The organism is Nocardia sp. NPDC003345 (assembly GCF_053589395.1).
In genome coordinates, this window is sequence record NZ_JBSFRU010000013.1 from 20,098 (window position 1) to 42,774 (window position 22,677).

At 69.5% G+C, this 22,677-nt stretch carries 22 protein-coding genes and 1 riboswitch; of the genes, 13 read left to right on the forward strand and 9 right to left on the reverse strand.

Going from position 1 to position 22,677, the window contains the following annotated elements; genetic code table 11:
• Positions 1–49 precede the first annotated feature (49 nt).
• Positions 50–838, forward strand: a complete 789-nt coding sequence (locus ACWDU1_RS03125; protein WP_449995505.1) for an ABC transporter permease — start codon at positions 50–52, stop codon at positions 836–838.
• A gap of 105 nt (positions 839–943) precedes the next feature.
• On the opposite strand, the gene ACWDU1_RS03130 is transcribed toward ACWDU1_RS03125, so the two are convergent.
• Positions 944–1,279, reverse strand: coding sequence for an RNA polymerase-binding protein RbpA (locus tag ACWDU1_RS03130; RefSeq protein ID WP_449895681.1), 336 nt, complete (start codon positions 1,277–1,279; stop codon positions 944–946).
• Between the two features lie 430 nt (positions 1,280–1,709).
• Between ACWDU1_RS03130 and ACWDU1_RS03135 the strand changes: the two genes are divergently transcribed.
• Positions 1,710–2,033, forward strand: coding sequence for a hypothetical protein (locus ACWDU1_RS03135; RefSeq protein WP_449995469.1), 324 nt, complete (start codon positions 1,710–1,712; stop codon positions 2,031–2,033).
• Here the strand turns inward: ACWDU1_RS03135 and ACWDU1_RS03140 are convergent.
• Both ACWDU1_RS03140 and ACWDU1_RS03145 read right to left on the reverse strand, forming a co-directional pair.
• A complete protein-coding gene (locus tag ACWDU1_RS03140; protein WP_449995471.1) occupies positions 1,984–3,072 on the reverse strand; it encodes a hypothetical protein in 1,089 nt (362 codons plus the stop codon). The genes ACWDU1_RS03135 and ACWDU1_RS03140 overlap by 50 nt on opposite strands.
• Positions 3,073–3,178: 106 nt before the next feature.
• Positions 3,179–3,877 carry a M23 family metallopeptidase gene (locus tag ACWDU1_RS03145; RefSeq protein ID WP_449995473.1) on the reverse strand — a complete coding sequence of 233 codons (699 nt, stop codon included), beginning with the start codon at positions 3,875–3,877 and terminating at the stop codon, positions 3,179–3,181.
• Between the two features lie 185 nt (positions 3,878–4,062).
• Here ACWDU1_RS03145 and ACWDU1_RS03150 point away from each other — a divergent pair, with 185 nt between their 5' ends.
• Positions 4,063–4,437 (forward strand): ArsR/SmtB family transcription factor, encoded by a 375-nt coding sequence (locus ACWDU1_RS03150; RefSeq protein ID WP_449995475.1) that lies wholly within the window; start codon positions 4,063–4,065, stop codon positions 4,435–4,437.
• On the opposite strand, the gene ACWDU1_RS03155 is transcribed toward ACWDU1_RS03150, so the two are convergent.
• Positions 4,406–5,386: a glycosyltransferase family 9 protein gene (locus ACWDU1_RS03155; protein ID WP_449995477.1), complete on the reverse strand. Its 981-nt coding sequence runs from the start codon at positions 5,384–5,386 to the stop codon at positions 4,406–4,408. The genes ACWDU1_RS03150 and ACWDU1_RS03155 overlap by 32 nt on opposite strands.
• 312 nt (positions 5,387–5,698) lie before the next feature.
• Positions 5,699–5,812: riboswitch (cobalamin riboswitch) on the forward strand.
• Positions 5,813–5,913: 101 nt separating this feature from the next.
• Here ACWDU1_RS03155 and ACWDU1_RS03160 point away from each other — a divergent pair.
• From ACWDU1_RS03160 to ACWDU1_RS03180, 5 genes are read left to right on the forward strand one after another with little or no spacing between them, the layout of a single operon-like run.
• A complete protein-coding gene (locus ACWDU1_RS03160) occupies positions 5,914–7,440 on the forward strand; it encodes an ABC transporter substrate-binding protein (protein WP_449995479.1) in 1,527 nt (508 codons plus the stop codon).
• Complete coding sequence (locus tag ACWDU1_RS03165) at positions 7,437–8,204, forward strand: class I SAM-dependent methyltransferase (RefSeq protein ID WP_449995481.1); 768 nt, start codon at positions 7,437–7,439, stop codon at positions 8,202–8,204. The genes ACWDU1_RS03160 and ACWDU1_RS03165 overlap by 4 nt, the downstream gene beginning before the upstream one ends.
• A 7-nt stretch (positions 8,205–8,211) precedes the next feature.
• Positions 8,212–9,186, forward strand: coding sequence for an ABC transporter permease (locus tag ACWDU1_RS03170; RefSeq protein WP_449995483.1), 975 nt, complete (start codon positions 8,212–8,214; stop codon positions 9,184–9,186).
• Positions 9,183–10,004, forward strand: a complete 822-nt coding sequence (locus tag ACWDU1_RS03175; protein WP_449995485.1) for an ABC transporter permease — start codon at positions 9,183–9,185, stop codon at positions 10,002–10,004. The genes ACWDU1_RS03170 and ACWDU1_RS03175 overlap by 4 nt, the downstream gene beginning before the upstream one ends.
• On the forward strand, positions 10,001–11,494 hold the full coding sequence (locus ACWDU1_RS03180; RefSeq protein ID WP_449995486.1) for an ABC transporter ATP-binding protein: 1,494 nt from the start codon (positions 10,001–10,003) through the stop codon (positions 11,492–11,494). Before ACWDU1_RS03175 ends, ACWDU1_RS03180 begins: the two co-directional genes overlap by 4 nt.
• Here the strand turns inward: ACWDU1_RS03180 and ACWDU1_RS03185 are convergent.
• Positions 11,411–12,409, reverse strand: a complete 999-nt coding sequence (locus ACWDU1_RS03185) for a phosphatase PAP2 family protein (protein ID WP_449995487.1) — start codon at positions 12,407–12,409, stop codon at positions 11,411–11,413. The two genes, ACWDU1_RS03180 and ACWDU1_RS03185, sit on opposite strands and share 84 nt — an antisense overlap.
• 467 nt (positions 12,410–12,876) lie before the next feature.
• Positions 12,877–13,806 carry a RecB family exonuclease gene (locus ACWDU1_RS03190; protein ID WP_449995489.1) on the reverse strand — a complete coding sequence of 310 codons (930 nt, stop codon included), beginning with the start codon at positions 13,804–13,806 and terminating at the stop codon, positions 12,877–12,879.
• Between the two features lie 89 nt (positions 13,807–13,895).
• Between ACWDU1_RS03190 and ACWDU1_RS03195 the strand changes: the two genes are divergently transcribed.
• A complete protein-coding gene (locus tag ACWDU1_RS03195) occupies positions 13,896–14,726 on the forward strand; it encodes a tRNA (adenine-N1)-methyltransferase (protein ID WP_449995490.1) in 831 nt (276 codons plus the stop codon).
• Positions 14,727–14,805: 79 nt separating this feature from the next.
• Here the strand turns inward: ACWDU1_RS03195 and ACWDU1_RS03200 are convergent, their stop codons facing one another.
• Positions 14,806–15,354, reverse strand: coding sequence for a hypothetical protein (locus ACWDU1_RS03200; RefSeq protein WP_449995491.1), 549 nt, complete (start codon positions 15,352–15,354; stop codon positions 14,806–14,808).
• A 179-nt stretch (positions 15,355–15,533) separates the two neighbouring features.
• On the opposite strand from ACWDU1_RS03200, the gene arc reads away from it, so the two are divergent.
• The 4 genes from arc to ACWDU1_RS03220 all read left to right on the forward strand — a co-directional run bounded on the left by arc (position 15,534) and on the right by ACWDU1_RS03220 (position 20,203).
• On the forward strand, positions 15,534–17,294 hold the full coding sequence (gene arc / locus ACWDU1_RS03205; RefSeq protein WP_449995493.1) for a proteasome ATPase: 1,761 nt from the start codon (positions 15,534–15,536) through the stop codon (positions 17,292–17,294).
• Positions 17,295–17,498: 204 nt separating this feature from the next.
• The gene (locus ACWDU1_RS03210) at positions 17,499–19,034 is read left to right on the forward strand and encodes a glycosyltransferase family 39 protein (RefSeq protein WP_449995495.1); all 1,536 of its coding nucleotides are present in this window, start codon (positions 17,499–17,501) and stop codon (positions 19,032–19,034) included.
• Between the two features lie 28 nt (positions 19,035–19,062).
• Positions 19,063–19,431 (forward strand): arsenate reductase family protein, encoded by a 369-nt coding sequence (locus ACWDU1_RS03215; protein ID WP_449995496.1) that lies wholly within the window; start codon positions 19,063–19,065, stop codon positions 19,429–19,431.
• 94 nt (positions 19,432–19,525) lie between these two features.
• Complete coding sequence (locus ACWDU1_RS03220; RefSeq protein ID WP_449995498.1) at positions 19,526–20,203, forward strand: TIGR00266 family protein; 678 nt, start codon at positions 19,526–19,528, stop codon at positions 20,201–20,203.
• Between the two features lie 10 nt (positions 20,204–20,213).
• On the opposite strand, the gene ACWDU1_RS03225 is transcribed toward ACWDU1_RS03220, so the two are convergent.
• Positions 20,214–21,134: a helix-turn-helix domain-containing protein gene (locus tag ACWDU1_RS03225; protein WP_449995499.1), complete on the reverse strand. Its 921-nt coding sequence runs from the start codon at positions 21,132–21,134 to the stop codon at positions 20,214–20,216.
• A 67-nt stretch (positions 21,135–21,201) separates the two neighbouring features.
• Positions 21,202–22,533, reverse strand: a complete 1,332-nt coding sequence (locus ACWDU1_RS03230; protein WP_449995501.1) for a YhgE/Pip domain-containing protein — start codon at positions 22,531–22,533, stop codon at positions 21,202–21,204.
• Positions 22,534–22,677: the final 144 nt, after the last annotated feature.

Consider the following 22,677-nt stretch of genomic DNA (forward strand, 5'->3'; position numbering starts at 1 on the left):
GGGTACCACACCGGCCTCGCACCGTCTCCCGAAATCGAACCGGCCGCGGATGCGGGTCTTCCGGGACAGCGCCATCGTCGCGCACCGCAACCTGCTCACCATCATGCGGGTGCCGACCCTGCTGGTGACCGCCACCGTGCAGCCGCTGATGTTCGTATTCCTGTTCGCCTACGTGTTCGGGGCGTCGCTGGGCGGCGGCGAATACCGGGAATTCCTGATCGCCGGAATCATGGCGCAGACCGTCGCCTTCAGCGCGGCGTTCACCACCGTGGGCCTGGCCGGTGATCTGGAGAAGGGCATCATCGACCGGATGCGCGCGCTGCCGATGTCGCGGCTGGCGGTGCTGATGGGCCGTACCCTGTCCGATCTCGTGGTGAGCATGGTGAGCCTGGCGGTGATGACCGCCTGCGGCTATGTGGTCGGCTGGAGTATCGAGGGCAGTTTCCTGGACGCGGTGCTCGCCTACGGGGTGCTGCTGCTGTTCGCGTTCGCCATGTCGTGGGTCGGCGCGCTCACCGGCCTGCTCGCGCCGAATGTCGAGGTCGCCCAGAGTGCCGGGCTGATCTGGCTGTTCCCGCTGTCGTTCATCTCCTCGGCGTTCATCTCCGCCGAAACCCTGCCGGGCCCGCTGGCCACCATCGCCGAATGGAATCCCATCACCGCGGTCGCCGCGACCGGCCGGAAACTGTTCGACAACAGCGCTCCGCCCACCTTCATTCCGGCCAGCGGCTGGCCGGCCGATCACTGTGTCGAATACGCGATCGGCTGCTCGCTGGCGATCCTCGCGATCGCCATCCCGCTGGCGCTGCTCCAGTACCGGCGGGTCGCCAGCCGCTGACCCGTCACAGAAAAGACCGTGCCCGCCGGACGATCCCGGCGGGCACGGTCTTTTCACCGGTGGCGGCCCGTAACGGGCCACGACCTCTGCGCTGTGATCGGAAACTCAGCCCCGGCGACGGGTCTTGAGCAGTTCCAGGCGTTCCTTGAGCAGTTCCTCGAGCTCTTCTTTGCTACGCCGCTCCAGCAGCATGTCCCAGTGGGTCCGCGGCGGCTTCACCTTCTTCGCCTCCTGCGTGGTGCCCTCGATCAGCACACCCTCCTGGCCGTTGCGGCACAGCCAGGTCGGCGGGATCTCGGCGTCGTCGGCGAACGGGACATCGAACTCTTCACCATTGTCGGTCCGGTACCGGGCGATCCGGCGGGGTGCCAGATCATGGTCGCGGTCGGTTTCGTAGCTCACCGCTCCGAGCCGGCTGCCCCGGAGTACGCGATCTGCCATCTGTACAGGTCCTCTCTGTGTTGTGGCGCGTTGCCGCGCGCGGGTTCGCGGTCCTCGGTCGTTTCCGTTCCACTACCGCCGGAGCGGAAACACCTGGCGGGTGTATCCACTGCGGGGGCACCGGAACCCGATCCGGGGTGCGAACCGGTGGGTTGACCCCTGTGGTTCTCCGACGCGGACTTCGTGGGTCCGCGCTTGCCGGCCGTTCGTTCCGCCGACCGTTCGGGTCACGTGTGCAAGCCGTTACCTGTGGTGCGAATCCAGCGATTCGTGCCGGTGGCGGCCGTGCGCCCTGTTCTTGTCAACGTTCGTGAGGGTCGATCCGTTCCCTTTGTTCGGGAGAGCCTTGTAATTGTACGGCGTTCGCCGGAATGCTCCGCGCGGTGTGCGGTGTGTGCGGATGCGACAGTGCCTATTAGGGTGTCGGGTCATGTCGCGCCGGTTGCAGTCGTGTCTGTGGTGTGGTCGGGAAATAGTGGATACGGAAGCGGGTCGGCGGCGCCGTTATTGCCGGCAGTCCTGCCGTCAGCGCGCCTACGAACACCGCAACAATGTGAAGGGCACTGGTATCCCCGCTGATTCGGTGGTGCTCAGCGCCGCCGAGGCCACCGCCCTGGCCGATCGCTGGTTCGCCGCCCGATGTGCGGCCGAGGATGTCGCCATCGCGATCGAGGAGGGTGCCGATACCACGGAATTGGCGCGTCTCAGCGAGGTCCTGGTGGAACTGGCACGAGATGCGGAGCGCCTGCGCTGACCGGTCCGTCGCCGCGCGCGGGTCCGGGTACGGTGCGCAGGCTCACGATCGCCAGGACCGCGACCGCCGCGGCCAGGATGGACACCGCCAGCAGCGTGGCCCAATCGGGACGTATCAGCGGCTGACCGCGCATCGCCTGCCAGAAGGTGATCGCCAGCAGCCCGGCCCAGCCGAGGGTGACCACACCGACCAGCCGGCTGCGGGTGCGGGCCGGGCGCAGCCGCGGGTACCGCGCCGCACCCCAGGCGAGGACGACGGCGGCGAGCAGCAGCACCTGGATTCCGTGCAGGCCGACGAAATGGGCGATGCGCAGATCGCCGCCGATCGTGCTCCAGTGCGTGATCGGCATTCCGGGCCCGGCGTCCGGCGCGCCCAGGGCCTGCCGGGTGCCGGCGTCGACCACCGTGTGACCGGCCGCCAGCTCCACGAGGCGGCCGTCGGCGGTGCGGGTGAGCTGGGTGCCGGTGAACCCCATGAGGTATCCGAGCGCCATGGCGGTCACCGCCAGCGCCAAACCGCCGCGGATCGCCCAGACGATCGGCCGGTCCGCTCCGGGGCGTATCGAAACGATCACCGCGATCACCAGATTCGCGACGAACAATCCGGGCACGCCGGAAGCGAAGACCAGCTGGCCGATCTCGTTGACGGCGTCGGTCTCGGTATTGAAATGGCTGAAGGTGCCGCGTGCGGCCTGCACGACCACGAAACCCACATCGACGACTCCGGTGACGGCGAACACGAGTCCGAACCACCAGGTGATCCGGCTGCCCCGATGCGGCAAAGACAGCAGCCAGGCCAGTGTGAGCGAGTAGAGAAAGAACGCCAGCCCGAATTTCACGGGTTTGAGCCAGACCGATTCGCCGAGCAGTTGCCGGTCGTCGAAGAGCATCGCGACCAGGCCGGAAAACACCAGACCGGCCATTGCCGCGGAACAGAGCAGCAAAGGCCGGTGCAGGCGTCCGATCACCCGACGCGGATCGGAGATCATGGGTGGGCGGCCGGTTGGAGCAGGCGCGCCGGGCGGGGAAAGTGCGGGCATGGACCGACGGTAGGAACGCGGGGCCGGGGGAGTCGTCCCGCCGCGGGACGGACACCGCCCGGTACCCCGGTATCGCCGGGGCCGCCGGTATGGGTCGTGGGTAGGGTCAGCCGGGGAAGTTGTTCACATCGAGCCCACGCGCGGCGAGCCACGGCTGCGGGTCGATGGGGCCGATACCCGGCTGGTGAACCTCGTAGTGCAGGTGCGGGCCGGTGGACTGGCCGCGGTTGCCGACGGTGGCGATCACGTCACCGGCGCGGACCTGCTGCCCGACGCCGACCAGGATGTCCTGCATATGGCCGTACACGCCGACCGAGCCGTCGTCCTGCTGGACGCGGACCCACAGGCCGAAACCGGTGGCGGGCCCGGCCTCGATAACCGTACCGTCGGTGACGGAGTGGATCGGGGCGCCCATATCGCCGGCGAAGTCGATGCCGTTGTGGGCGGTACCCCAGCGGGCGCCGTAGCCGGAGGTCAGCACGCCGTTGACGGGGCGGACAGTGGTCTGGCGGGGCGGTTCGGGGAAGGGCCATGCGACGGGCTGGGCGGCCGCGTGCGGGTCCCAGGCACCGGGGTCGTGGGAGGTGGCCGGCTGCTCGGACTGCTCGGGTGCGGCACCCTGCTGGGCCGACGCGGAGGCGGCGACCGGAGTGATCTGTTCGTTATCGGAGTCGGCACCGGCGGCGAAGAGGCCGAAACCGGCAGCGACAGCGGTCGTGGTGGCGACAACCTGCGTCGTTACGCGACGACGGCCGATCGACGGCACCGTGAGCTGGCGGAAAGGTAACGGAAGGGTCACGGGCATGAGATACAAGCTAGGGGACCGGCGAGCCCGGTCAGCAATCATGTGGCAACCGTCACTCGCGCGCATAAGCCCAGGTCGCTTATAACCGTCCGGTAACGAAATGTCCGGTATCGCCCGTCGAGCTGCGCAAATGAGACATCGGAACGATGTTTGACCCGAGTGTGCCGGAAAGTGACACTTGTTGAGTGGTCGCTAACAGAGCCGCGCCGCTGATCGCCCTGGCAGACCCCACCAGGCGGGCGATTTTCGAGGCGTTGCCCCCGGGACCGCGGTCGGTCGGAGAGCTGGCCCATCAGGTGGGGATCAGTAGCTCGGCGGTCTCCCAGCACCTGCGGGTACTACGGGAAGCACGGCTGGTGATGGTGCGACCGGTCGGCAACCGCCGGCTGTACTCGCTGGACCCGCGCGGGCTCGGCGATGCCCGCGACTATCTGGAGCAGTTCTGGCCCAGTGCGCTCGCCGCCTACAACGCGGCGCTGTCGGAGGCCCGCGGATCGCAGGTGCGCCCCGAGCCCCGGCGGCCGGGGGTCAGCCCACCCGGCGATACGAGACGCCGGTGACGCTGGTGGCCTCGCCGCGCCGTCTACGCGACTGGCGGTCCAGGGCCGCGATGACTTCGCCCGCGCCGATCTGGAGCAGGCCGGAATCGGGCGTGACCGCGTCCCGGTCGCCGGTGTGGCCGCTCCAGAGCACTTCGTGACGGTTGAGCAGATGCCGCGGCGGGCCGCTCTGCTCCGGCGGGGTGGGCCCGAACAATTGCACCGTACGGGTCCCGAACGCTGTGGCGAGGTGCGCGACCCCGGTATCGCCGCACAGCACCATCGAGGCCTCGGCGACGGTGGCCGACAGTTCGATGAGGTTCTGGGTGCCGGCCAGCACCCGCCGGGCGGACAGGCCCGCGCGGGCGGCGATGTTGAGTGCCTCGTCCCGATCGCATTCGTCGCCGGTGAGCACCACCTCGTGACCGAGCACCAGCAGATGGCGGATCACGGCCGCGAACCGGTCGGCGGGCCAGCGCCGCGCGGCCGCCCCGGCACCGATGTGCACCACCACGCTGTCGCGGTGGTTGGTGGTGGCCACCGGGGGAACCAGGCCGAGGTTGCGGCGGTCGGCGCCGATCCCGTCGAATTCGAGCAGATGACACCAGCGGTCGATGGGATGGCGGTCGGCCTGCCAGTCGGGGCCGGGGATCTCCGGAAAGGCGGTGTTGCGATAGGTGAGGATGCGCTCGGCGCCGGTTTTGCTGAGTTCGACGATGGCGGTGGCCTCCGCGCCGTGCAGATTGACGGCGAGCTTCGGCGGCGGTCCGTCCCAGCGCAGGCCCTGGGGATCGGCGATCGGCAGGATCTCGTCCACCGAGGCGATCACGTCGACGATGGGACGCAGCCGGTGCGGGGTGGCGAGGACCAGATGGTCGTTGCGGCGCGCCCGTCGCAGCGCGCGCAGTGCCGGGACCGCCGTGAGCAGATCACCGAGACCGCGTGCCTGAAGCACGAGAACTACCGACACCCGACTCTCCTAGCCACCTGTTGCTCGTCCACTGCCCCCTCCCGGACGGCCCCGGGGGCGGCCACGACGAGAGCACTCCCGCTTGAATAACTACCCCCGGTGATCAGGGGCAAACGTGGCCCGATCGCGGTCTGGATCACATGCCGGGTGTTCGCCCCATCGCCGGGATCGGGCGTCGCCGCCGGTCGGGGATCGCCGGCCGTGCCGGGGTGGGCCCGGCGGTTTCCGGTGGTCGGGCGGGCGCGCCGGGGCCCGTTCGATCCGGTTGCCGCCCTGCCGGATCGGGCGCCGTGATCAACCGGAAGGTCCTTCGGTAATGTCTGTTTCGTCCGTGGGGAAGCCCGGTGTGAATCCGGCGCTGTCCCGCAACTGTGTGGCCCGTACCCCGGGCCGGAGCCAGATACCCGCGGATGAAGTATTGGAACGGTCATGATCACGTGGGTATTGGTCGATGCGCCGAACGCGCCGCTGTGCGGTGCGTTTCGCATGTCTGTCGCGTGAACGGCCCCACGCGACAGGAGTCCGATATGCCGATCCCGCCACCGCTGTTGAGCCGGAGATCCTTTTTGGCCGGCAGCGCACTCGCCGCCGGGGCGCTGGCCGTGGGCTGCGGGAGCGGTCCGGACGTCCGCACCGATGTCTTCACCGCGGCCTTCCAGGGGTCCGGCGCGGGTGAGGGGATCGACCCGGGAGTCAACACGCTGTTCATCGACGAGGCGCGGATGAAGTCGATCTACGACGGACTCTTCGAATGCGACGAGACGATGGCGCCGGTCCCGCGGCTGGCCGAATCGGGAGAGCCCAACGCCGACGGGACCCGGTGGCGGATCGCCTTGCGTGACGCGCAATGGCACGACGGTACGAAGTTCACCTCCCGGGATGTGCTCTACACCCTGTCCCGGGTGCTCGGACCGGCCCAGAAGCGGCCCTTCATCGCCGCGTCCTCGCTCGCGCAGGTCGATCTGGGGAGCTGCCGTGCCGTCGACGACCGCACCGTCGAGATCGCGCTGAAGCGGCCGTCGTTCGAGTTCCTGATCGCCCTGTCGGTGTACGGGACCAAGATCGTGCAGGACGGTGCGGCCGATTTCACCCGGCCGGTGGGCACCGGGCCGTTCGTCTTCCGGTCCTTCGAACCCGGCCGCCGGTTCGTCGCGACGGCCAATGAGCGGTACTGGGGCGGGAAACCCGGTATCGGGGAACTGCGAATTGTGAGCGCCGAGGCCGACGCCCGGGTGAACGCCGTGCGTAGCGGGGAGATCGACTACGCCGACAACCTCACTCCGTCCGCGTACCGCACCCTGCAGGGCGCCGGTGGGCTCGAGCTGGTGTCGACGCCGAACAGCGGTATCTACTTCTTCGCGATGAAGACCGACCGCCCGCCGTTCGACAATCCGGATGTGCGCCGGGCGGTGATGCGGATGTTCGACCGCGAGGAATTGGTGAAGGTCGCCCTCGAGGGACAGGGCGAGGTGTCCAACGATGTCTTCGGCAAGGGGAATCAGTACTACGCCGAGCTGCCGCAGCACACATACGACCCCGACGAGGCGGGCCGGCTGCTGCGCAAGGCGGGGGTCCGGGATCTGACCTTCGACCTGTTCACCGCTGCGGTGGCCTACGGATTCGTGGAGGCCGCCCGCCTGTTCGCCGATCAGGCGGCCGCGTGCGGGGCGCGGGTGAATGTGGTTCTCGGATCGAAGGACAGTTATTACACCGACGCCCTGAAGACCGGGCATCTGACGATGGGACAGTCCGGGCCGCTCCCGATCCCCAACCATTTCGCGTCCCGCCTGCTGACCGGCGCACCACAGAACCGGACCAAATGGTCGGACCCGGAGTTCGACCGGCTGTACGCGGTGGCCCAGGAGACATCCGGGCCGGAGAACCGGGCGGCCATCTACCGCACGATGCACGAAATATTGCACGACCGGGGCGGTTTCGTGTTCTTCGGCACCACACCGTGGAACAGCGCGGCCCGCGCCGGGTACCGGGGGCTGCCCGCCGCGGTCTCGAATTCGCACGGCTGGGCGCGGTTCGACGGTGTGAGCGCGCGATGACGACCCCGGCCCCGGACGCCGCGCTCGCCCGCTACTGGATCGACCGCTGGGACCGGCAGCAGGAGCACTACATGCCCGATCGTGAGACACGGTTCGAGGTGATCGGCGATGTGCTCGTCGAACTGGCCGGCCGCGACGATCCGCTGATCGTCGACCTCGGAGTGGGGCCGGGCAGCCTGTCGCAGCGACTGCTGGGCCGGCTGCCGGGCGCCCGGATCGTCGGCGTGGACGCCGATCCGTTGTTACTGGCACTCGCGGAGGCGGCATACGGGTCACCGCGCTTTCGCACGGTCACCGCGGATCTGCGGACCCCCGGCTGGCCGGCCGCGCTCGGGCTGGACCGGGCGCCCGACGCCTTCGTGAGTACGACCGCGCTGCACTGGATGAACCGGGAGCCGCTGCGCGCCCTGATCCGGACCTGCGCGGATGCCCTGCCGGAAGGCGGTGTCTTCGTCAACGGCGACCATCTCTACGAGGGCGCGCGCGGCCCCCGCCTCGACGCGCTCGGCCGGACGCTGACGGCGCGCCGGGCCCGGCAGACGGGCGCCGCGGCGGCCGAGGACTGGAGCGCGTGGTGGGCGGCCGTCGAGCGGGCGCCCGAACTCGCGGGCCTGGTCCGGGTGCGCGCGGGCGGTTTCGAGCACACGGTGCACGACCGGCCCACCGTGCACGATTACCTCGATTTCGCCCGGGAGGCGGGATTCTCCGAGGCCGGTGTCGTATGGCAGTACGGCGACGACCGGGTCGTCGTCGGTATCCGGTAGCGCACCGGTGCCGGGGAACCCGCGCTCGCCGGGCCGGCTGGTGGTGCGCCGCCTGGCGGTCGGGGTGGGTCAGCTGTTCGTCCTGCTGATCCTGGTATTCGTGCTGTCGTTACTGCTGCCCGGGGACGCCGCCGATATCCAGAACAACACCATCCTCGGCGCGGACGAACGCGAGACCGCGCGCGAACTCCTCGGTCTCGATGTCGCTCCGGTGACCAGATTTTTCGACTGGATCGGTGCCGCCGCGACCGGTGACCTCGGGACCTCCTACGCCAGTGGCGAAAGCGTCGGCTCGGTGATCGCGGGACCGTTCCTCACCACCGGCCTGCTGGCCCTGCTGACACTGGTGGCGCTGGTGCCGGTGGTGCTGGCGGCCGGCTTCGCGGCGGGCCTGCGCCCGGGCTCGCGGCGCGACCGGATGATCACGACGATCGGGATCGGGATCGACTCCATTCCCGATTTCGTGCTCGCCGTGCTGCTGGTCGCGTTCGTCTCGGTACGGCTGGACCTGCTGCCCGCGACCTTTCTCGGCGCCGACCTCGCCACGCTGCTGGAACGGCCCGAATATCTGGTGCTGCCGCTGGTCGTCACGGTCGCGCGGCTCGCGGCACCGCTGGTGCGGCTGATCCGAGCCGGGGTCATCGATGTGGTGGATCAGCCCTATATCGTGCAGGCGCGGCGGCTGGGGGTCGGGCCTATCCGGCTGCTGGCCCGGCATATCGCGCCCAACGCACTGGCGCCCGCGGTCCAGGAGCTCGGGCGCACCGCCGGCGGTCTGTTCTCCGGGGTGCTGATCGTCGAGGCCGTATTCGCGATGCCCGGTATCGCCTCCGAACTGATCGGCGCCATCGGGAACCGCGACGATCCGGTGATTCTCGCGATCGTCTCCCTCACGGCCCTGTTCGTCCTCCTCGTCGATATCGCGATCGATATCGCGGGCGACCGGATGAATCCCCGCGCGGCGAGAGGACCGGAGCAATGACCCGGCGGCGGGTGATCTGCCTGGTCTCGATCGCGATACCGCTGAGTTTCGCCGTGGCCGGGCCGCTGGTGGCCCGGTCGGCTCCGGCCGAACGACTGACCCCGTTCGGCCCGTCACCGTGGTCCCCCTTCGGCGCGGACCGGCTCGGCCGCGATGTGCTGGCAGCGGCACTCACCGGAGGCCAGACCTTCCTGCTGGTGAGCCTGCTGACCGTGCTGGGCGCGTACCTGGCCGGGTTCGTGATCGGGGTGGCCGCCGCGGCGGCGCCGCGGGTGTGGCTCGACGAACTGCTGATGCGTCCGGTCGATGTGCTGCTGTGCGTGCCCGCGCTGCTGATCATCATGGTGGCGGCGCTGCGCACCGAGGGATCCGGTCTCGCCATCGCGGGCGCGATCGGAATCGCGCTGCTGGCACCGATCGCGCGGTTCGTCCGGATGGCGGCGGCCGGGGTCGTGCACGGCCCGGTGATGGACGCCCTGCGGATGCAGGGGCAGACACGGGCCTACCGGTACGGCCGTTACGCGGTCCGGGAGCTGGCCCGGCCGCTGGCGGCGGATTTCGGGATCCGCTTCACCGCCGCCGTGTACTTCCTGGCGTCGGCGAATTTCCTCGGCCTCGGTTTCGACACCACCGCGCCCGACTGGGCGGTCTCGGTCGCCGCCAACAAGGACGCGTTGCTGATCGCACCCTGGTCGGTGGCCTTGCCCGCGACACTGATCGTGCTGCTCGTGGTGGGAATCAACCTGCTGGCCGATGATCTGCTGGCCGATCCGCGCACGCTCGCGGCGAGCAGCGCGCGAGGAGGGGCGCGGCGGTGAGCGACGATCCGCTGATCTCGGTGCGGCAGCTGGGCGCCCGGGCCGGCGATTCGGTGATCCTGCGGGAGATCGACCTGGATATCGCGGGCGGTGAGGTCGTGGCGCTGTTCGGCCCCTCCGGCGCCGGCAAGACGACCATCGCGGCGGCGCTGGCCGCGATGGATCGTCCCGGGATCGAGCTGACCGGCGAGATCCGGCGTGCCGACGGGGTTCGGATCGGCTATCTACCCCAGTACGCGGCGTCGACGCTGAATCCGGCTCGCCGGATCGGGGCCGCGCTCGGGGAATTGGTCGCGCTCCGGCAGCGGCGCGACCGCGGTGCGCGACCGGGCCGGGCCGGGCGCCGCGCCCGTATCGCCCAGGTGCTGGCGGCGGCCGCCTTCGAAATCGACGACCGCGAACTGGACCGCGTCCTGCGCCGGTATCCGTTCGAATTCTCCGGCGGTGAGCGTGCCCGCCTGGCCCTGGCCCAGGTCCTGGCGTGGCAACCCGATGTCCTGGTGGTCGACGAACCGACCGTGGGGCTGGACGGCCCGGCGCGCACGGCGTTACTGGCCGGGCTGCGCGGGGTGCGCGACGGCGGCGGCGCCGTCGTCCTGGTGACCCATGACGCGTTCGCGGTCCGGCAGCTGGCCGATCGGACCCTGTTCGTGCGGGACGGCCGCCTGGACGCGGCGGGTCGGCCGGAGCTCGCGACCGGTCCCGTGCCGCGCCGGTCGACCCCGCCCGCCACCGCCCCGATCCTGCGGGTCCGCGACCTGACGGTGCGGCGCGCCGGCGTACCGGTACTGCGGGATATCGACCTGGATCTGCACGCTGGAGAATGGCTGGGCCTGGTGGGGGTCTCGGGCGCCGGTAAGACGACCCTGGCTCGCTGCCTGGCCGGGCTGGTCCGGCCCAGCGGTGGACGGATCACCGATGGCGCGGAATCGCTTCCGGTTCTCCGGCGGCGATCCCGGCCCCGGATCGCGGCGATCCAGTACATCTGGCAGGAGTCGGCGGGATCGTTCGACCCCCGTCGCCCGGTGCTCGACCAGGTGGCCGCGACCGGGGTCCGGTTGCGGGGAATGAACCGGGCCGAGGCGCGGGCGGCCGCGCTGACCGTGCTCGCCGAGCTGGAGATCGGCGCCACCCAGGCCCGGCGACGGCCCGCGGAATTGTCCGGCGGCCAGCTACAGCGGGCGGCCCTGGCCCGCGCGCTGCTGGCCCGCCCCCGGGTGCTGCTGTGCGACGAGGTGACGACAGCCCTCGACCGGCGCACCGCCGAGCGGATCCTGGACCACCTCGACCACTATCGCCGTACGCGGGACGCGGCGGTGGTCTGTATCGGCCACGATCTGGCCGAGCAGTTCACCCGCGCGGACCGGATCGCGTTCCTCGACGACGGCCGGCTGACCCGGGTGGGCTCACCGGCCGACCTGTCGGACGCCCCCGGTGGGGGAACCCTCGCCCGTCTTCTCGCCGCCGGGGGTGCCGGGACCGCCGGGTGAGTCGCGGCGTCGCCGCCGCTCCCACGCGGTCGCGATCAGAATGGTGAGGCCCACGAACACCCAGCCCAGCACGACGTCGATGACATAGTGCTCGCCCCCGTAGACCAGCGTGAAGGCCATCGCGAACGGAAAGAGCGCCAGCGGCACCCGCCAGTACCAGTGGTGGGCCAGCGGCCACAGCGCGAGGGTCACCAGCAGGGCGAAACCCGCGTGCAGCGAGGGCATGGCGGCGACCGGATTACTCTGGGCGGCCAGCCAGTCACCGCCCACGTCATACGGGATCAGGCCGATGCCGAATCCGGTCACGCGCCGGATATCGGCATCGATGACATCGACCCTCGCGGCGTACCACGGGGGAGCCGCGGGCAGCAGGACATAGGTCAGCAGGCCCAGATAGGACAGCAGCAGTACCCGCCGCATGTACTTCGACCAGCGATCCCGCGATTGGATGTAGAAGATCCCCGCGATCAGCCACGGCACGATGAAATGGCTCATGTAGACGAGGCCGGTGAGCACGCTCCACCACGGCTTCCCGTCGTCGTGGAGCAGATGGTCCTGTAGCCAGACCGTCGGCACGGTCCCGCTGAAGAGCCAGGTCTCCACCGATACCAGTTCGCCCACCCGCACCGGCATACCGAGCGTATTGGCGATCCCGCGGGTGTGGTCGTAGATCACCAGGGCGGCGATGAGCGGAACCCAGTCGACGAGGATGCGTACCTGCTCGCGCCAGGGCCGGTCCGGCTGGTACGCCGCGATCCCGGCCACGATCCACAGCGCCTGGTAGATGCGATCGGTGGGTGGGCCGAAGACCACGGTCACCGCCACGAGCGCCAGCAGGTAGGCCGACCACACACCACTGCGCAGCAGCCGGCGGGGCCGTGTGCGGGCAGGCGCCGTGGTCGCGGGGGCTCCCATGTCTTCAGTTTTCCATCAGTCGTCTTTCGGATGAACAGAAAGCGACGCCACGCCGACTGTCGATTCAGCCCTCGAGACTCGCGGCTGCGCCGCCTCGCTTCGAGGGCTGAAAGGCGACGCGGGCCGAAACCCTTTCAGGGCCTCGCTGAACTCGGCGCCCGGGGGTGGGGTGGCCGGGGGTCGGCGCTGATCGTGGCGTGTCGGGTGCGGCTGATGCGGTGGTCGCTGATCGCCCGCGGTCGTCGGTGAAAAGGGGCGGTGCCGTTCAGTCTCGGTTCGTGGCACGAATGGGGAGACTCTCGCTGCCTGGAATTTCGTCCCGGCTCGAAGCGGATACTGACACGGCATTGCCGAACACCGGGTCCACCGAGGTGGGCCGGCGGACGTCCGGAGAGTTGTGAGACTCCCGCGACGGAAGGGACGCCGGCGGGGTGCCCGGAGATCGGCGGAACGCACGCTCGAGTGGTTCAGAGGGCGTCTGCGGGGTCGGCTTCGAGAACACGATCCGATACCGATTCCGCGGGGGTTCCGGCGGCGGATTCCGCGTCGCCGGGCCAGCCGGGGTACGGGGGCGGGGTTCCGTCGAAGGCCGGGCAGAGTCGTTTGTAGGCGCAGTAATCACACAGCCAACCCGGATTCGGCGGAAATTCTCCGGTCGCACCGGCGGTGCGGACCGCTTCCCAGAGGGCGGTGAGGGTGCGTTCGAACCGGAGCAGTTCGTCTTCTTCGGGGGCGTAGGTGAGCAACTGGGCGTCGGCCAGATAGATCAAACGCAGCTGGGCGGGTAGCACCCCGCGGGTGCGCAGCAGCATCAGCGCGTAGAACTTCAGCTGGAACAGGGCCCGGGTCTCGCGGGTGGGGCCGGGGGAGCGGCCGGTCTTGTAGTCCACCACCCGGAGTTCGCCGGTGGGCGCCACATCGATGCGGTCGACGAAACCCCGCAGGGGCGGGCCGCCCGGCAGCTCGACCTCGAGCCTGGTCTCGCACGATTCGGGCTCGAAGCGCCGCGGATCCTCCAGGCGGTAGTACGTGCGCACCAGGGCTCGCACCTCTTCCAGGAAGGCGTCGGGACCGGACTCCCCGGCCAGCACCTCCACCGCCTCGGGTTGTGCGCTCAGCACCCGGTCCCAGGCCGGGCCCGCCAGCGCCAGGGCGTGGTCCGGATCGCGGTCGGCCGCGGGCAGCGCGTACAGATCCTCCAGGACGGCGTGCACCACGGTGCCGCGTACGGCCTGCCGCGACGGCGGTTCGGGGATCCGGTCGATCGTGCGGAGCCGGTACTTCAGCGGGCATTGTTTGAAATCGGCTGCGCGCGAAGGGGACAGCGCGGGGCGGGCAGGCCGCGGCGCTGCTGCGGGATCACTACTCGCCGGGGGTGTGCTCGGGGGCGCTGACATACCTGGCAGGCTATCCGGCGGCACCGACACGGGTGCCCGCGCGCGGAGTCATCGGGCCGGGCGTGGACGGAATCGCGGAACGGAGATCCATGACGGCCAGACGGACCGGGCCATTCGTCGTCGGCGACCGGGTACAGCTCACCGACGCCAAGGGCAGGTTGTACACGGTGCTGCTGGAACCCGGGAAACAGTTCCACACCCACCGCGGCGCCATCTCCCACGACGAGCTGATCGGCGCCGAGGAGGGCACGCTCGCGCACTCCAACAACGGCACGCCGTATCTGGCCCTGCGCCCGCTGCTGACCGACTACGTGATGTCCATGCCGCGCGGGGCGGCGGTGATCTACCCCAAGGACGCGGCCCAGATCGTGCACGAGGGCGATATGTTCCCGGGCGCGCGGGTGCTCGAGGCCGGGGCGGGCTCCGGTGCGCTGACCTGCTCATTGCTGCGGGCGGTGGGTTCGGAGGGGCGGGTGGTGTCCTACGAGATCCGCGAGGATCACGCCGAACACGCGGTGCGCAATGTGGACCGGTTCTTCGGCGAACGACCTGCGAACTGGGAGCTGACCGTCGGTGATGTCGCCGGCTACGAGGGGGAGGTGGACCGGGCGGTGCTGGATATGCTCGCTCCCTGGGACGCCCTGCCCGCGGTCGCGAAGGCGCTGGTCCCGGGCGGTGTTCTCCTCGTCTACGTCGCGACTGTGACGCAGCTCTCCAAAGTCGTGGAGGCCTTGCGTGAACAGCAGTGCTGGACCGAACCCCGGTCCTGGGAATCCATGGTGCGGGGCTGGCACGTGGTGGGCCTGGCGGTGCGCCCGGAACACCGGATGCAGGGCCATACGGCCTTCCTGGTCAGCGCACGGCGGCTCGCCGAGGGTGTGGTGACCCCCAAGCCCCAGCGGCGGCCCTCGAAGGGCTGAGGCCCGCCGGACGGGGAGACGGCGACGGGACCGTGGCGGCGCGAGGGCGCCGGTGCCACGGTCCCGCCGGATGTGTCCGCTATGCCGCCTTGCAGGGGATCTGGGCGAAGCCGAACAGGACGCACGCGTCGGCGTCGGACAGCTTCCAGGAGTCGTCCTCGTGCTGCCAGGTGAACTCGTCCGGCGGCGCGCTGTAACCGCGAGGGCTGGTGATGGTGGTGTCGGCGGTGGCGGTATCGCCGTCGACCTCGATGCCGGCCACCTGGAAGGTGATGCCGCGGTAGGTCTGCAGAGCGGCGTTGAGCTGCTCGAACAGGTCGCGGCGCTGTTCCCCGTCGACCACCAGGGCCACCTTGTCGTCCACCGGGACATCCGGGTTGACGAAGGTGTCCAGACCGGCCTGTAGGCTCTCCGCGGTGGGCGCGTCCGCGGGCTCGCCGTGATCATGGTCGTGACCGTCCCCGGCGGCGCCCGTCGGGGCGGCGCTGCCGGTCACCGCACTGGTCTCGGCGGTACGGGAGCCGGCGTCGTCGGACCCGCATGCCGTGAGTCCCACCGCCAGGGCAACGGTCGCGGCCGTCGCCGCGGCGACCCGGGACAACCGCAGTCTCCGTGCGGGAAGGTGCATAGCTGGCAACCTTTCGGCTAGTCGGTGAGAACGCCCACCGAATGTGGGTTAGGGCACGCTAACATGGTTTGACCAGCGCGCGACCACGGAGCATATGTGATCACGACGAAATCATGTCGGACAGCGCAAACGGGTCGCGCCCGGTAGCGTTGATAGACCGGGACTGGGAGGAGCAGCACATGAGCCCCATCGAGAATTCGGATTCGGCGGCCTGGAGAGAACTCGAGGCAGTACGCGCCGAAGCGGCTGCACTCCGGAGGCAACTCGCCGACTCACCGGATCGCTCACGGGAATTGGAAGCCCGTATCGATTCGCTGACCATTCGCAACACCAAGTTGATGGATACCCTGAAGGAGGCGCGACAGCAACTCGTCGCGCTGCGTGAGGAGGTCGACCGTCTCGGTCAGCCGCCCAGCGGTTACGGGATTCTGATCGGTGTCTACGAGGATCAGACCGTCGACGTGTTCACCTCCGGCCGCAAGATGCGGTTGACTTGCTCGCCGAATATCGAGACGTCGACCCTGGCCTACGGGCAGACCGTGCGCCTGAACGAGGCACTGACCGTGGTCGAGGCCGGTAACTTCGACGCAATCGGGGAGATCGGTACCCTGCGCGAGGTCCTCGACGGCGGTCGCCGCGCCCTGGTGGTGGGGCATGCCGACGAGGAACGCGTGGTGTGGCTGTCCGGTCCGCTGGTCAAACTCGCCGACGCCGACGATCTGGAGGACCCGGATTCGCCGGTGCGCAAACTGCGTCCGGGGGATTCGCTGCTGGTCGACACCAAGGCCGGATTCGCCTTCGAGCGGATCCCGAAGGCCGAGGTCGAGGATCTGGTGCTCGAAGAGGTGCCCGATGTCGGCTACAACGACATCGGCGGCCTGGGCCGGCAGATCGAGCAGATCCGCGACGCCGTGGAGCTGCCCTTCCTGCACAAGGATCTCTTCCGCGAATACGCGCTGCGTCCACCCAAGGGCGTGCTGCTCTACGGCCCGCCCGGCTGCGGTAAGACGCTGATCGCCAAGGCGGTGGCCAACTCGCTGGCCAAGAAGATCGCCGAGGCCCGCGGTGAGGACGCCAAGGAGGCGAAGTCCTACTTCCTCAACATCAAGGGTCCCGAGCTGCTGAACAAGTTCGTGGGCGAGACCGAACGCCATATCCGGATCATCTTCCAGCGGGCCCGGGAGAAGGCGTCCGAGGGCACCCCGGTGATCGTGTTCTTCGACGAGATGGACTCGATCTTCCGGACCCGTGGTTCCGGTGTCTCCTCGGATGTGGAGACCACCGTGGTGCCGCAGCTGCTGAGCGAGATCGACGGTGTGGAAGGCCTGGAGAACGTCATCGTCATCGGCGCCTCCAACCGCGAGGACATGATCGACCCCGCGATCCTGCGGCCCGGCCGCCTGGACGTGAAGATCAAGATCGAGCGGCCGGACGCCGAATCGGCCCAGGACATCTTCTCCAAGTACCTCACCGAATTCCTGCCCCTGCACGCCGACGATCTGGAGGAGTTCAAGGGCGACAAGGTGGCCTGCATCCGCGCGATGATCGAGCGGGTGGTGGACCGGATGTACGCCGAGAGCGAGGACAACCGCTTCCTGGAGGTCACCTACGCCAACGGTGACAAGGAGGTGCTGTACTTCAAGGACTTCAACTCCGGCGCCATGATCCAGAACATCGTGGACCGGTCCAAGAAGTACGCCATCAAGGCGGTGCTCGACACCGGCAATCCGGGTCTGCGGATCCAGCATCTCTACGATTCGATCGTGGACGAGTTCTCCGAGAACGAGGACCTGCCCAACACCACGAATCCCGATGACTGGGCCCGTATCTCGGGTAAGAAGGGCGAGCGGATCGTCTACATCCGCACGCTGGTCACCGGCAAGAACGCCAGCGCGAGCCGGGCGATCGACACCGAATCCAATACGGGCCAGTACCTGTAGCCGATTCCGGTACCCAGCACGAAACCAGGGGCCGCGCTTCCGCCGGAAGCGCGGCCCCCGGTCTGTCACGGGAGGATTCGCGCACGACTTCGGACGGTATCCGGGTACGCCGGTGGAGGTATCCGCAATGGTCCGGGAGGGGGACGGCAATGCGGGTGCGCGCCGGATATTTTCGAGGCCGTACCCATCGTTCGAGGAGCTTCCGTGACCACATCGACCGATACCGCCCGGACTCCGGCCCCGCCCGGCGTACCTCCGTTCGCCACTGTTCGAGTGCTCTCGATCGCGGCTGTCGCCGCTGTCGTACTGGTGGCCTCGGCGACCCGCTACGGGTATTTCGGTGACGAGCTGTACTTCCTGGCGGCCGGCCGGCGGCTCTCGTCCGGTTACGCCGATCAGGGGCCGGTGCTGCCGGTGCTGGCCTGGCTGATGGATACCGTCGCCCCCGGATCGCTGGTAGCGCTACGAGCGCCGGCCATCGTCCTGGCGGTATCGGCGATCGTGGTGAGCGCGCTGATCGCCCGGGAACTCGGCGGCGGCCGTGCGGCGCAGACGCTCACCGCGCTGGGCTACGCGACCTCGCCCTTCCTGCTCCTGCAGGCGAAGAATCTCTCGACGAACGCGGTCGACACCGCCCTGTGGGTACTGATCACCTGGTTGGTGGTGCGCTGGGTGCGCACCCGGCGCGACGGCCTGCTGCTGGCGGCGGCCGCCGTGACGGCCGTCGATATGCAGGTCAAATGGCTGATTCCGTTCTTCTGGCTGGCCGTAATCGCGAGTTCGGCGGTATTCGGCCCGCGTGAGCTGGTGCGCCGCCCGCTGCTGTGGGTCGGCGGCCTCGGTGTGCTGCTGGTCTCACTGCCCTCGCTGCTCTGGCAGGCAGACCGGGGGTGGCCCCAGCTGGCCCTGGGCGCGGCCGTGCGGGAGGAGCAGCAGTACGTCGGCGGTCCGGTGGCCTTCGTGCCGCTGGCGGTGGCGATCGCGGGCGCGCTGGGGGCGGTACTGCTGTGCTACGGGGTGTGGGCGCTGCTGCGGCATACCGCGTTCCGGCCGTATCGATTCCTCGGCGTCACGACGCTGCTGCTGGTGCTGATCTTCCTCGTCTCGGGTGGCCGGATGTACTACGTGGCCGGAATGTACGGGGTGATGTTCGCGGCGGGCGCGGTGGCCGCCACCGCGGCGGTGCGGCGGACCACCTCGAGCGGGCGGCGCCGGGCGCTGCTCTGGTCGGGATCCGTACTGACCGCCGTATCGATACTGGTGGTTGTGGGGTCCACCCCGTGGCAGTCACCGGCGGATATACCCACACCGGCCGGCGAGCGCGATGCGGCCATGCAGATCGGGCTCTACGGTGAGTTCGGCTGGCCCGAACTCGCCGCCGAAGTGGTCGCGGCCCAGGCCGCCGTGGTGCTACCGGGCCGGCCGGGCGTGGAGGTGATCACGGAAAGCTATTGGCAAGCGGGCGCGCTGGACCAGCTGGCGGGCGACGAACTCGCCGGTGTCCACAGCCCGGCCCGCGGTTTCGGGTATTTCGGCCCGCCGCCGGACTCCGCGGTCCCGATGCTGTGCGTGGGCGGTGACGAGGGCCGATTGCGTGCCCAGTTCGCCGTCCTCGAACCGGTCGGCCGGGTCGATACCCGTCTGGGCTTTCTGGGTAACACCCGCGATGTCACCATCTGGAAGTGCGCACAACCCCGGGCCTCGTGGGTGCGGGTCTGGCCGGAATGGATGCATATGTAGCGCGGGGCCGGCCGCTACGCTGCGCACTATGAGTGCTCCGGAAACCGAGATCTGGCACAACCCGCGCTGCACCAAGAGCCGGGCGGCCCTGGCGCGGCTGGACGAACTCGGCGTCGCCTATACGGTGCGCCGGTACCTGGACGATCCGCCCACCGCCGACGAACTGCGCGCGGCGCTGGCGCGGCTGGATGCCGAACCCTGGGATATCACCCGCACCACCGAGGACGCCGCCAAGGAGATGGGAATATCCGGCTGGGGCCGGACCGCGGCGGACCGCGACCGCTGGATCGACGCGCTGGTCCGGTATCCGCGGCTCATCCAGCGCCCGATCGTATTCACCGCGGGCGGACGGGCCCTCGTCGCGCGCGACGAGGATGCTCTGCGTTCGCTGGACTGATCGCCGTGGCGGTTGCCGGCGGATAGCGGCCCCGGCCCGGTGTGAGGAGGCCGGTGAAACCATCTGGAGGCTCCGGCGGCGGTAGTGTCGGACCATGAAAGTTGAACTGCGGCACAACCCGTCGTCGACGGTGGCGCGGTGTGTCCTCGCCGGCGGCGAACCGGTCCGGGTGGAAACCGGTGCCATGCTGGCGCATTCGGCCGGGGTGAGCCTGGAGGCCAAGGCCGAGGGCGGCATCCTGGCCGGGCTGAAACGATCGGTCCTGGCGGGCGAGTCGTTCTTCGTCTCCACCTTCACCGCGCCCGCCCACGGCGGCTGGGTGGATGTGGCGCCCTCCCTCCCCGGCGATATGCTCGCGCTCCCGGTCACCTCGGACCGGCCGCATTTCATCAGCCGCGGCGGCTGGATCGCCAATTCCGCCGGTGTGCAGGTGGAGAGCCAGTGGGGTGGTTTCGCCAATCTCTTCGGCGGTGAGGGTGGTTTCGGCCTGCGCGCGCACGGGCAGGGAGAGGTCGTGATCGGGGTGTTCGGCGCGATCGATATCGTCGACCTCGCGCCGGGCGAACCGGTGACCATCGATACCGGGCATGTGGTCGCCTACGACCTGTCCATGCGGTTCACCATCCGCCGCGCGGTCTCCGGCCGGTCGCTGCAATCGCTGAAATCGGGCGAGGGGCTGGTCTTCGATTTCACCGGTCCGGGCCGGGTGATGCTGCAGACGCGCAACCCGCGCTCGTTCGCGGCCTGGACGGCATCGGTCTCCTCGGGTTAGCCGGGCACCGTCAGGCCCGGTCTCGCAGCCACATGATCGGGTCGCCCCAGCCGACCGTCTCCGCGGGCAGGTCGCGGTGCATCCAGTACCTGACCTGCTGGCGGCGGTAGGCGGAATACGCGATCACATGGGCGATAACACTGCCCAGCACGAAACTCTCGGGTGGATCGCAGAGCGCGTCGATCAGGGTATCTCCCCATCCGCCCCGGCGGTCGATATCGCGCACCGTATCCAGCCAGCGCGGGCCCACCGCGGCGAGCCGGGCGGTGAGGGCGGCCGGCTCGTCCCCGCCCGCCGCCGGGATATCGGCGCCCTCGATCGCGGCGAGCCAGACCTCCTTGCTCCGGATCAGATGGTGCAGTACCGCGGCGACGGATTCCTCCGGCCCGTCCCACGGTAGTACCACCGCGCCGGTGGACCTGATCTGCCGGTACCGCTGCGCGGGAATACCGGCCGCCGCGTCCAGCAGCAGCCGGGTGTCGTCCAGATCGTGCTGCAGCAGCAGCGCTGTCGGGTCCATATCGGACCGTCCTTTCGGTTCGCCCTCCACCCACAGCGACATGGGCGGATGGAAGTGGATTCCGTTGACCGCGGGCAGCCACCGGGGTGCCCGGCCGGTGCGCGGCGGTGTCGCACTCGGTGGATGGCCGAACGCCCGGGTGAACGCCCGGCCGAAACCCTCCAGGCTGTCGTAGCCGGCCGCGAAGGCCGCCTCGGTGACAGACGCGCCGCCGCCGAGTTGCCAGCAGGCGCGTTCGAGCAGCACCCGGCGCCGCAATCCGACGGGCGACTCACCGGTGCCCCGGCTGAACTGCCGGGAGAAATGGAACGGTGAGGCGTACGCGCCGGCCGCCATCTGCCCGAGGGTCGTGTTGTCCGCGTCGAGTACGGCGTCCAGGAGTTCCCGGAGGCGGTCGCGTCGGCTGGTCACCCGTCGAGTCTGACTGCCGGACGGCCCGCCGCGCCCGACCGTTCTTGCTCTGCCGGGCGGCGGTGACTCAGCGGTTGCGGCGTTCCAGGCCCTTGCGATCGTAGAAATACGTCGTCGCCGCGCCCAGAATCAGGCCCACCGCCAGCCCGAACAGGCACATGCCGACCCCGCGGGAGAGCCCGGGGTTGCCGTGCGCGTCGAAGTAGAGGATCGACCGGATTCCCAAGTAGATCTGGTGCATCGGTTCGAAGGTGGCCAGCCACGCCATGAATTTCGGCGTCGCCTCCAGCGGGATGGTCGCCCCGGCCGACGGCAGGCCCAGCACGATGAACAGGATCAGGTTCAGCAGCATGCCCGCCGAGCCGAAAACCGCCAGCACCGACAGCGCGGTCACCCCGACGGCGATGATCGCCAGCGTGCTGAAGAGGAAGAAGGCCAGCGCGTGGTCGAACGGCATATCCAGGAGTGTCCCGATCCCCAGGAAGACACCGGACACGATCGGTGCCGCCACCGAGATCACCCCCCATTTCAGCAGCAGGGTGCGCAACCGGGAATGCGGGGCGGTGGGCCGGTGCACGAACCACGGGCCGTATTCGGTCGGGACGAAGCCCAGCGCCGAGTCGATCATGGTGTGCACGATCATCGCGCCGGTGAACCCGGCCAGCACCACCAGCAGGGTGACGAAGAACGCCGACAGCCCGCTTCCGGTCCCGGCCGGCAGCGGCCGGTACTGATCGGTGATCACCTGGATGGGTTCGGCCAGCAGCAGCCGGGAGGCGCCGGGCACCTCGGTGGCGGTACCGCCCGGGGGCGGGGCCAGCGCGGCGTTCACCGTATCGGTGAGCTGCCGGCCGACCTCACTGTTCACCTGGGTCAGGGCCTGGCGGGTCACCAGCGCCACGATCTGGGTGGCGTAGGTGCCGGTGCGGGGATTGGTCCACACGGTGATAACGGGCTGTTCGATATCTCCGGGCACGACCGCGCCGGCGCCGAGGATCGACAACCGTTTGGACAGATCGCTGGGCAGCACGATCGCCCCGTAGACCTCGCCGTTGCCGAGCAGGCGCTGGGCCTCCGCGATACCGGTGACCCGCAGATCGACCTTGTCCGCCGGTACCTGCTGGGTCAGGCCCTCGGTGATCTGGTCGCCGACATTGATCGGGGTGCCGTCCCGGATATCACCGTCGTCCTGATTGACCAGCGCGATCGGGAAATCGTGCAAATTCTCCTCGGGGTTGACGACATAGCCGAGATACATGGTGGCCAGCAGTGACATGAGCAGGGTCACGACCGCCAGGGGCCCGGCCCAGATCCGGATCCGGTGCCCGCTCGCCGCGAGCGTGGCACCGGTCGCCCGGGTATCGGTGCCCGGTGCGTCCCCGGTGTCGTTCGACTCCATCTGTCCTCCCTCGATGCCGCGGGTCGCGGTCCCGGTGTGCCTGCACCGGGACCCGGCCGGGTTCCATCGTGGCAGTTCACCGGACCGCCGGCGGGACAGCGCGCTGGTGTGTCGGTCACTGCGCGCACGGAGGCGGTACAGCGG

Bases quoted from the DNA above. Each gene is read 5' to 3' on its own strand.
- ACWDU1_RS03125 (WP_449995505.1), top strand. From the start codon at position 50: ATGCGGGTCTTCCGGGACAGCGCCATCGTCGCGCACCGCAACCTGCTC.
- ACWDU1_RS03130 (WP_449895681.1), bottom strand. From the start codon at position 1,279: ATGGCAGATCGCGTACTCCGGGGCAGCCGGCTCGGAGCGGTGAGCTAC.
- ACWDU1_RS03135 (WP_449995469.1), top strand. From the start codon at position 1,710: ATGTCGCGCCGGTTGCAGTCGTGTCTGTGGTGTGGTCGGGAAATAGTG.
- ACWDU1_RS03140 (WP_449995471.1), bottom strand. From the start codon at position 3,072: ATGCCCGCACTTTCCCCGCCCGGCGCGCCTGCTCCAACCGGCCGCCCA.
- ACWDU1_RS03145 (WP_449995473.1), bottom strand. From the start codon at position 3,877: ATGCCCGTGACCCTTCCGTTACCTTTCCGCCAGCTCACGGTGCCGTCG.
- ACWDU1_RS03160 (WP_449995479.1), top strand. From the start codon at position 5,914: ATGCCGATCCCGCCACCGCTGTTGAGCCGGAGATCCTTTTTGGCCGGC.
- ACWDU1_RS03165 (WP_449995481.1), top strand. From the start codon at position 7,437: ATGACGACCCCGGCCCCGGACGCCGCGCTCGCCCGCTACTGGATCGAC.
- ACWDU1_RS03175 (WP_449995485.1), top strand. From the start codon at position 9,183: ATGACCCGGCGGCGGGTGATCTGCCTGGTCTCGATCGCGATACCGCTG.
- ACWDU1_RS03185 (WP_449995487.1), bottom strand. From the start codon at position 12,409: ATGGGAGCCCCCGCGACCACGGCGCCTGCCCGCACACGGCCCCGCCGG.
- ACWDU1_RS03190 (WP_449995489.1), bottom strand. From the start codon at position 13,806: ATGTCAGCGCCCCCGAGCACACCCCCGGCGAGTAGTGATCCCGCAGCA.
- ACWDU1_RS03195 (WP_449995490.1), top strand. From the start codon at position 13,896: ATGACGGCCAGACGGACCGGGCCATTCGTCGTCGGCGACCGGGTACAG.
- ACWDU1_RS03200 (WP_449995491.1), bottom strand. From the start codon at position 15,354: ATGCACCTTCCCGCACGGAGACTGCGGTTGTCCCGGGTCGCCGCGGCG.
- arc (WP_449995493.1), top strand. From the start codon at position 15,534: ATGAGCCCCATCGAGAATTCGGATTCGGCGGCCTGGAGAGAACTCGAG.
- ACWDU1_RS03215 (WP_449995496.1), top strand. From the start codon at position 19,063: ATGAGTGCTCCGGAAACCGAGATCTGGCACAACCCGCGCTGCACCAAG.
- ACWDU1_RS03220 (WP_449995498.1), top strand. From the start codon at position 19,526: ATGAAAGTTGAACTGCGGCACAACCCGTCGTCGACGGTGGCGCGGTGT.
- ACWDU1_RS03230 (WP_449995501.1), bottom strand. From the start codon at position 22,533: ATGGAGTCGAACGACACCGGGGACGCACCGGGCACCGATACCCGGGCG.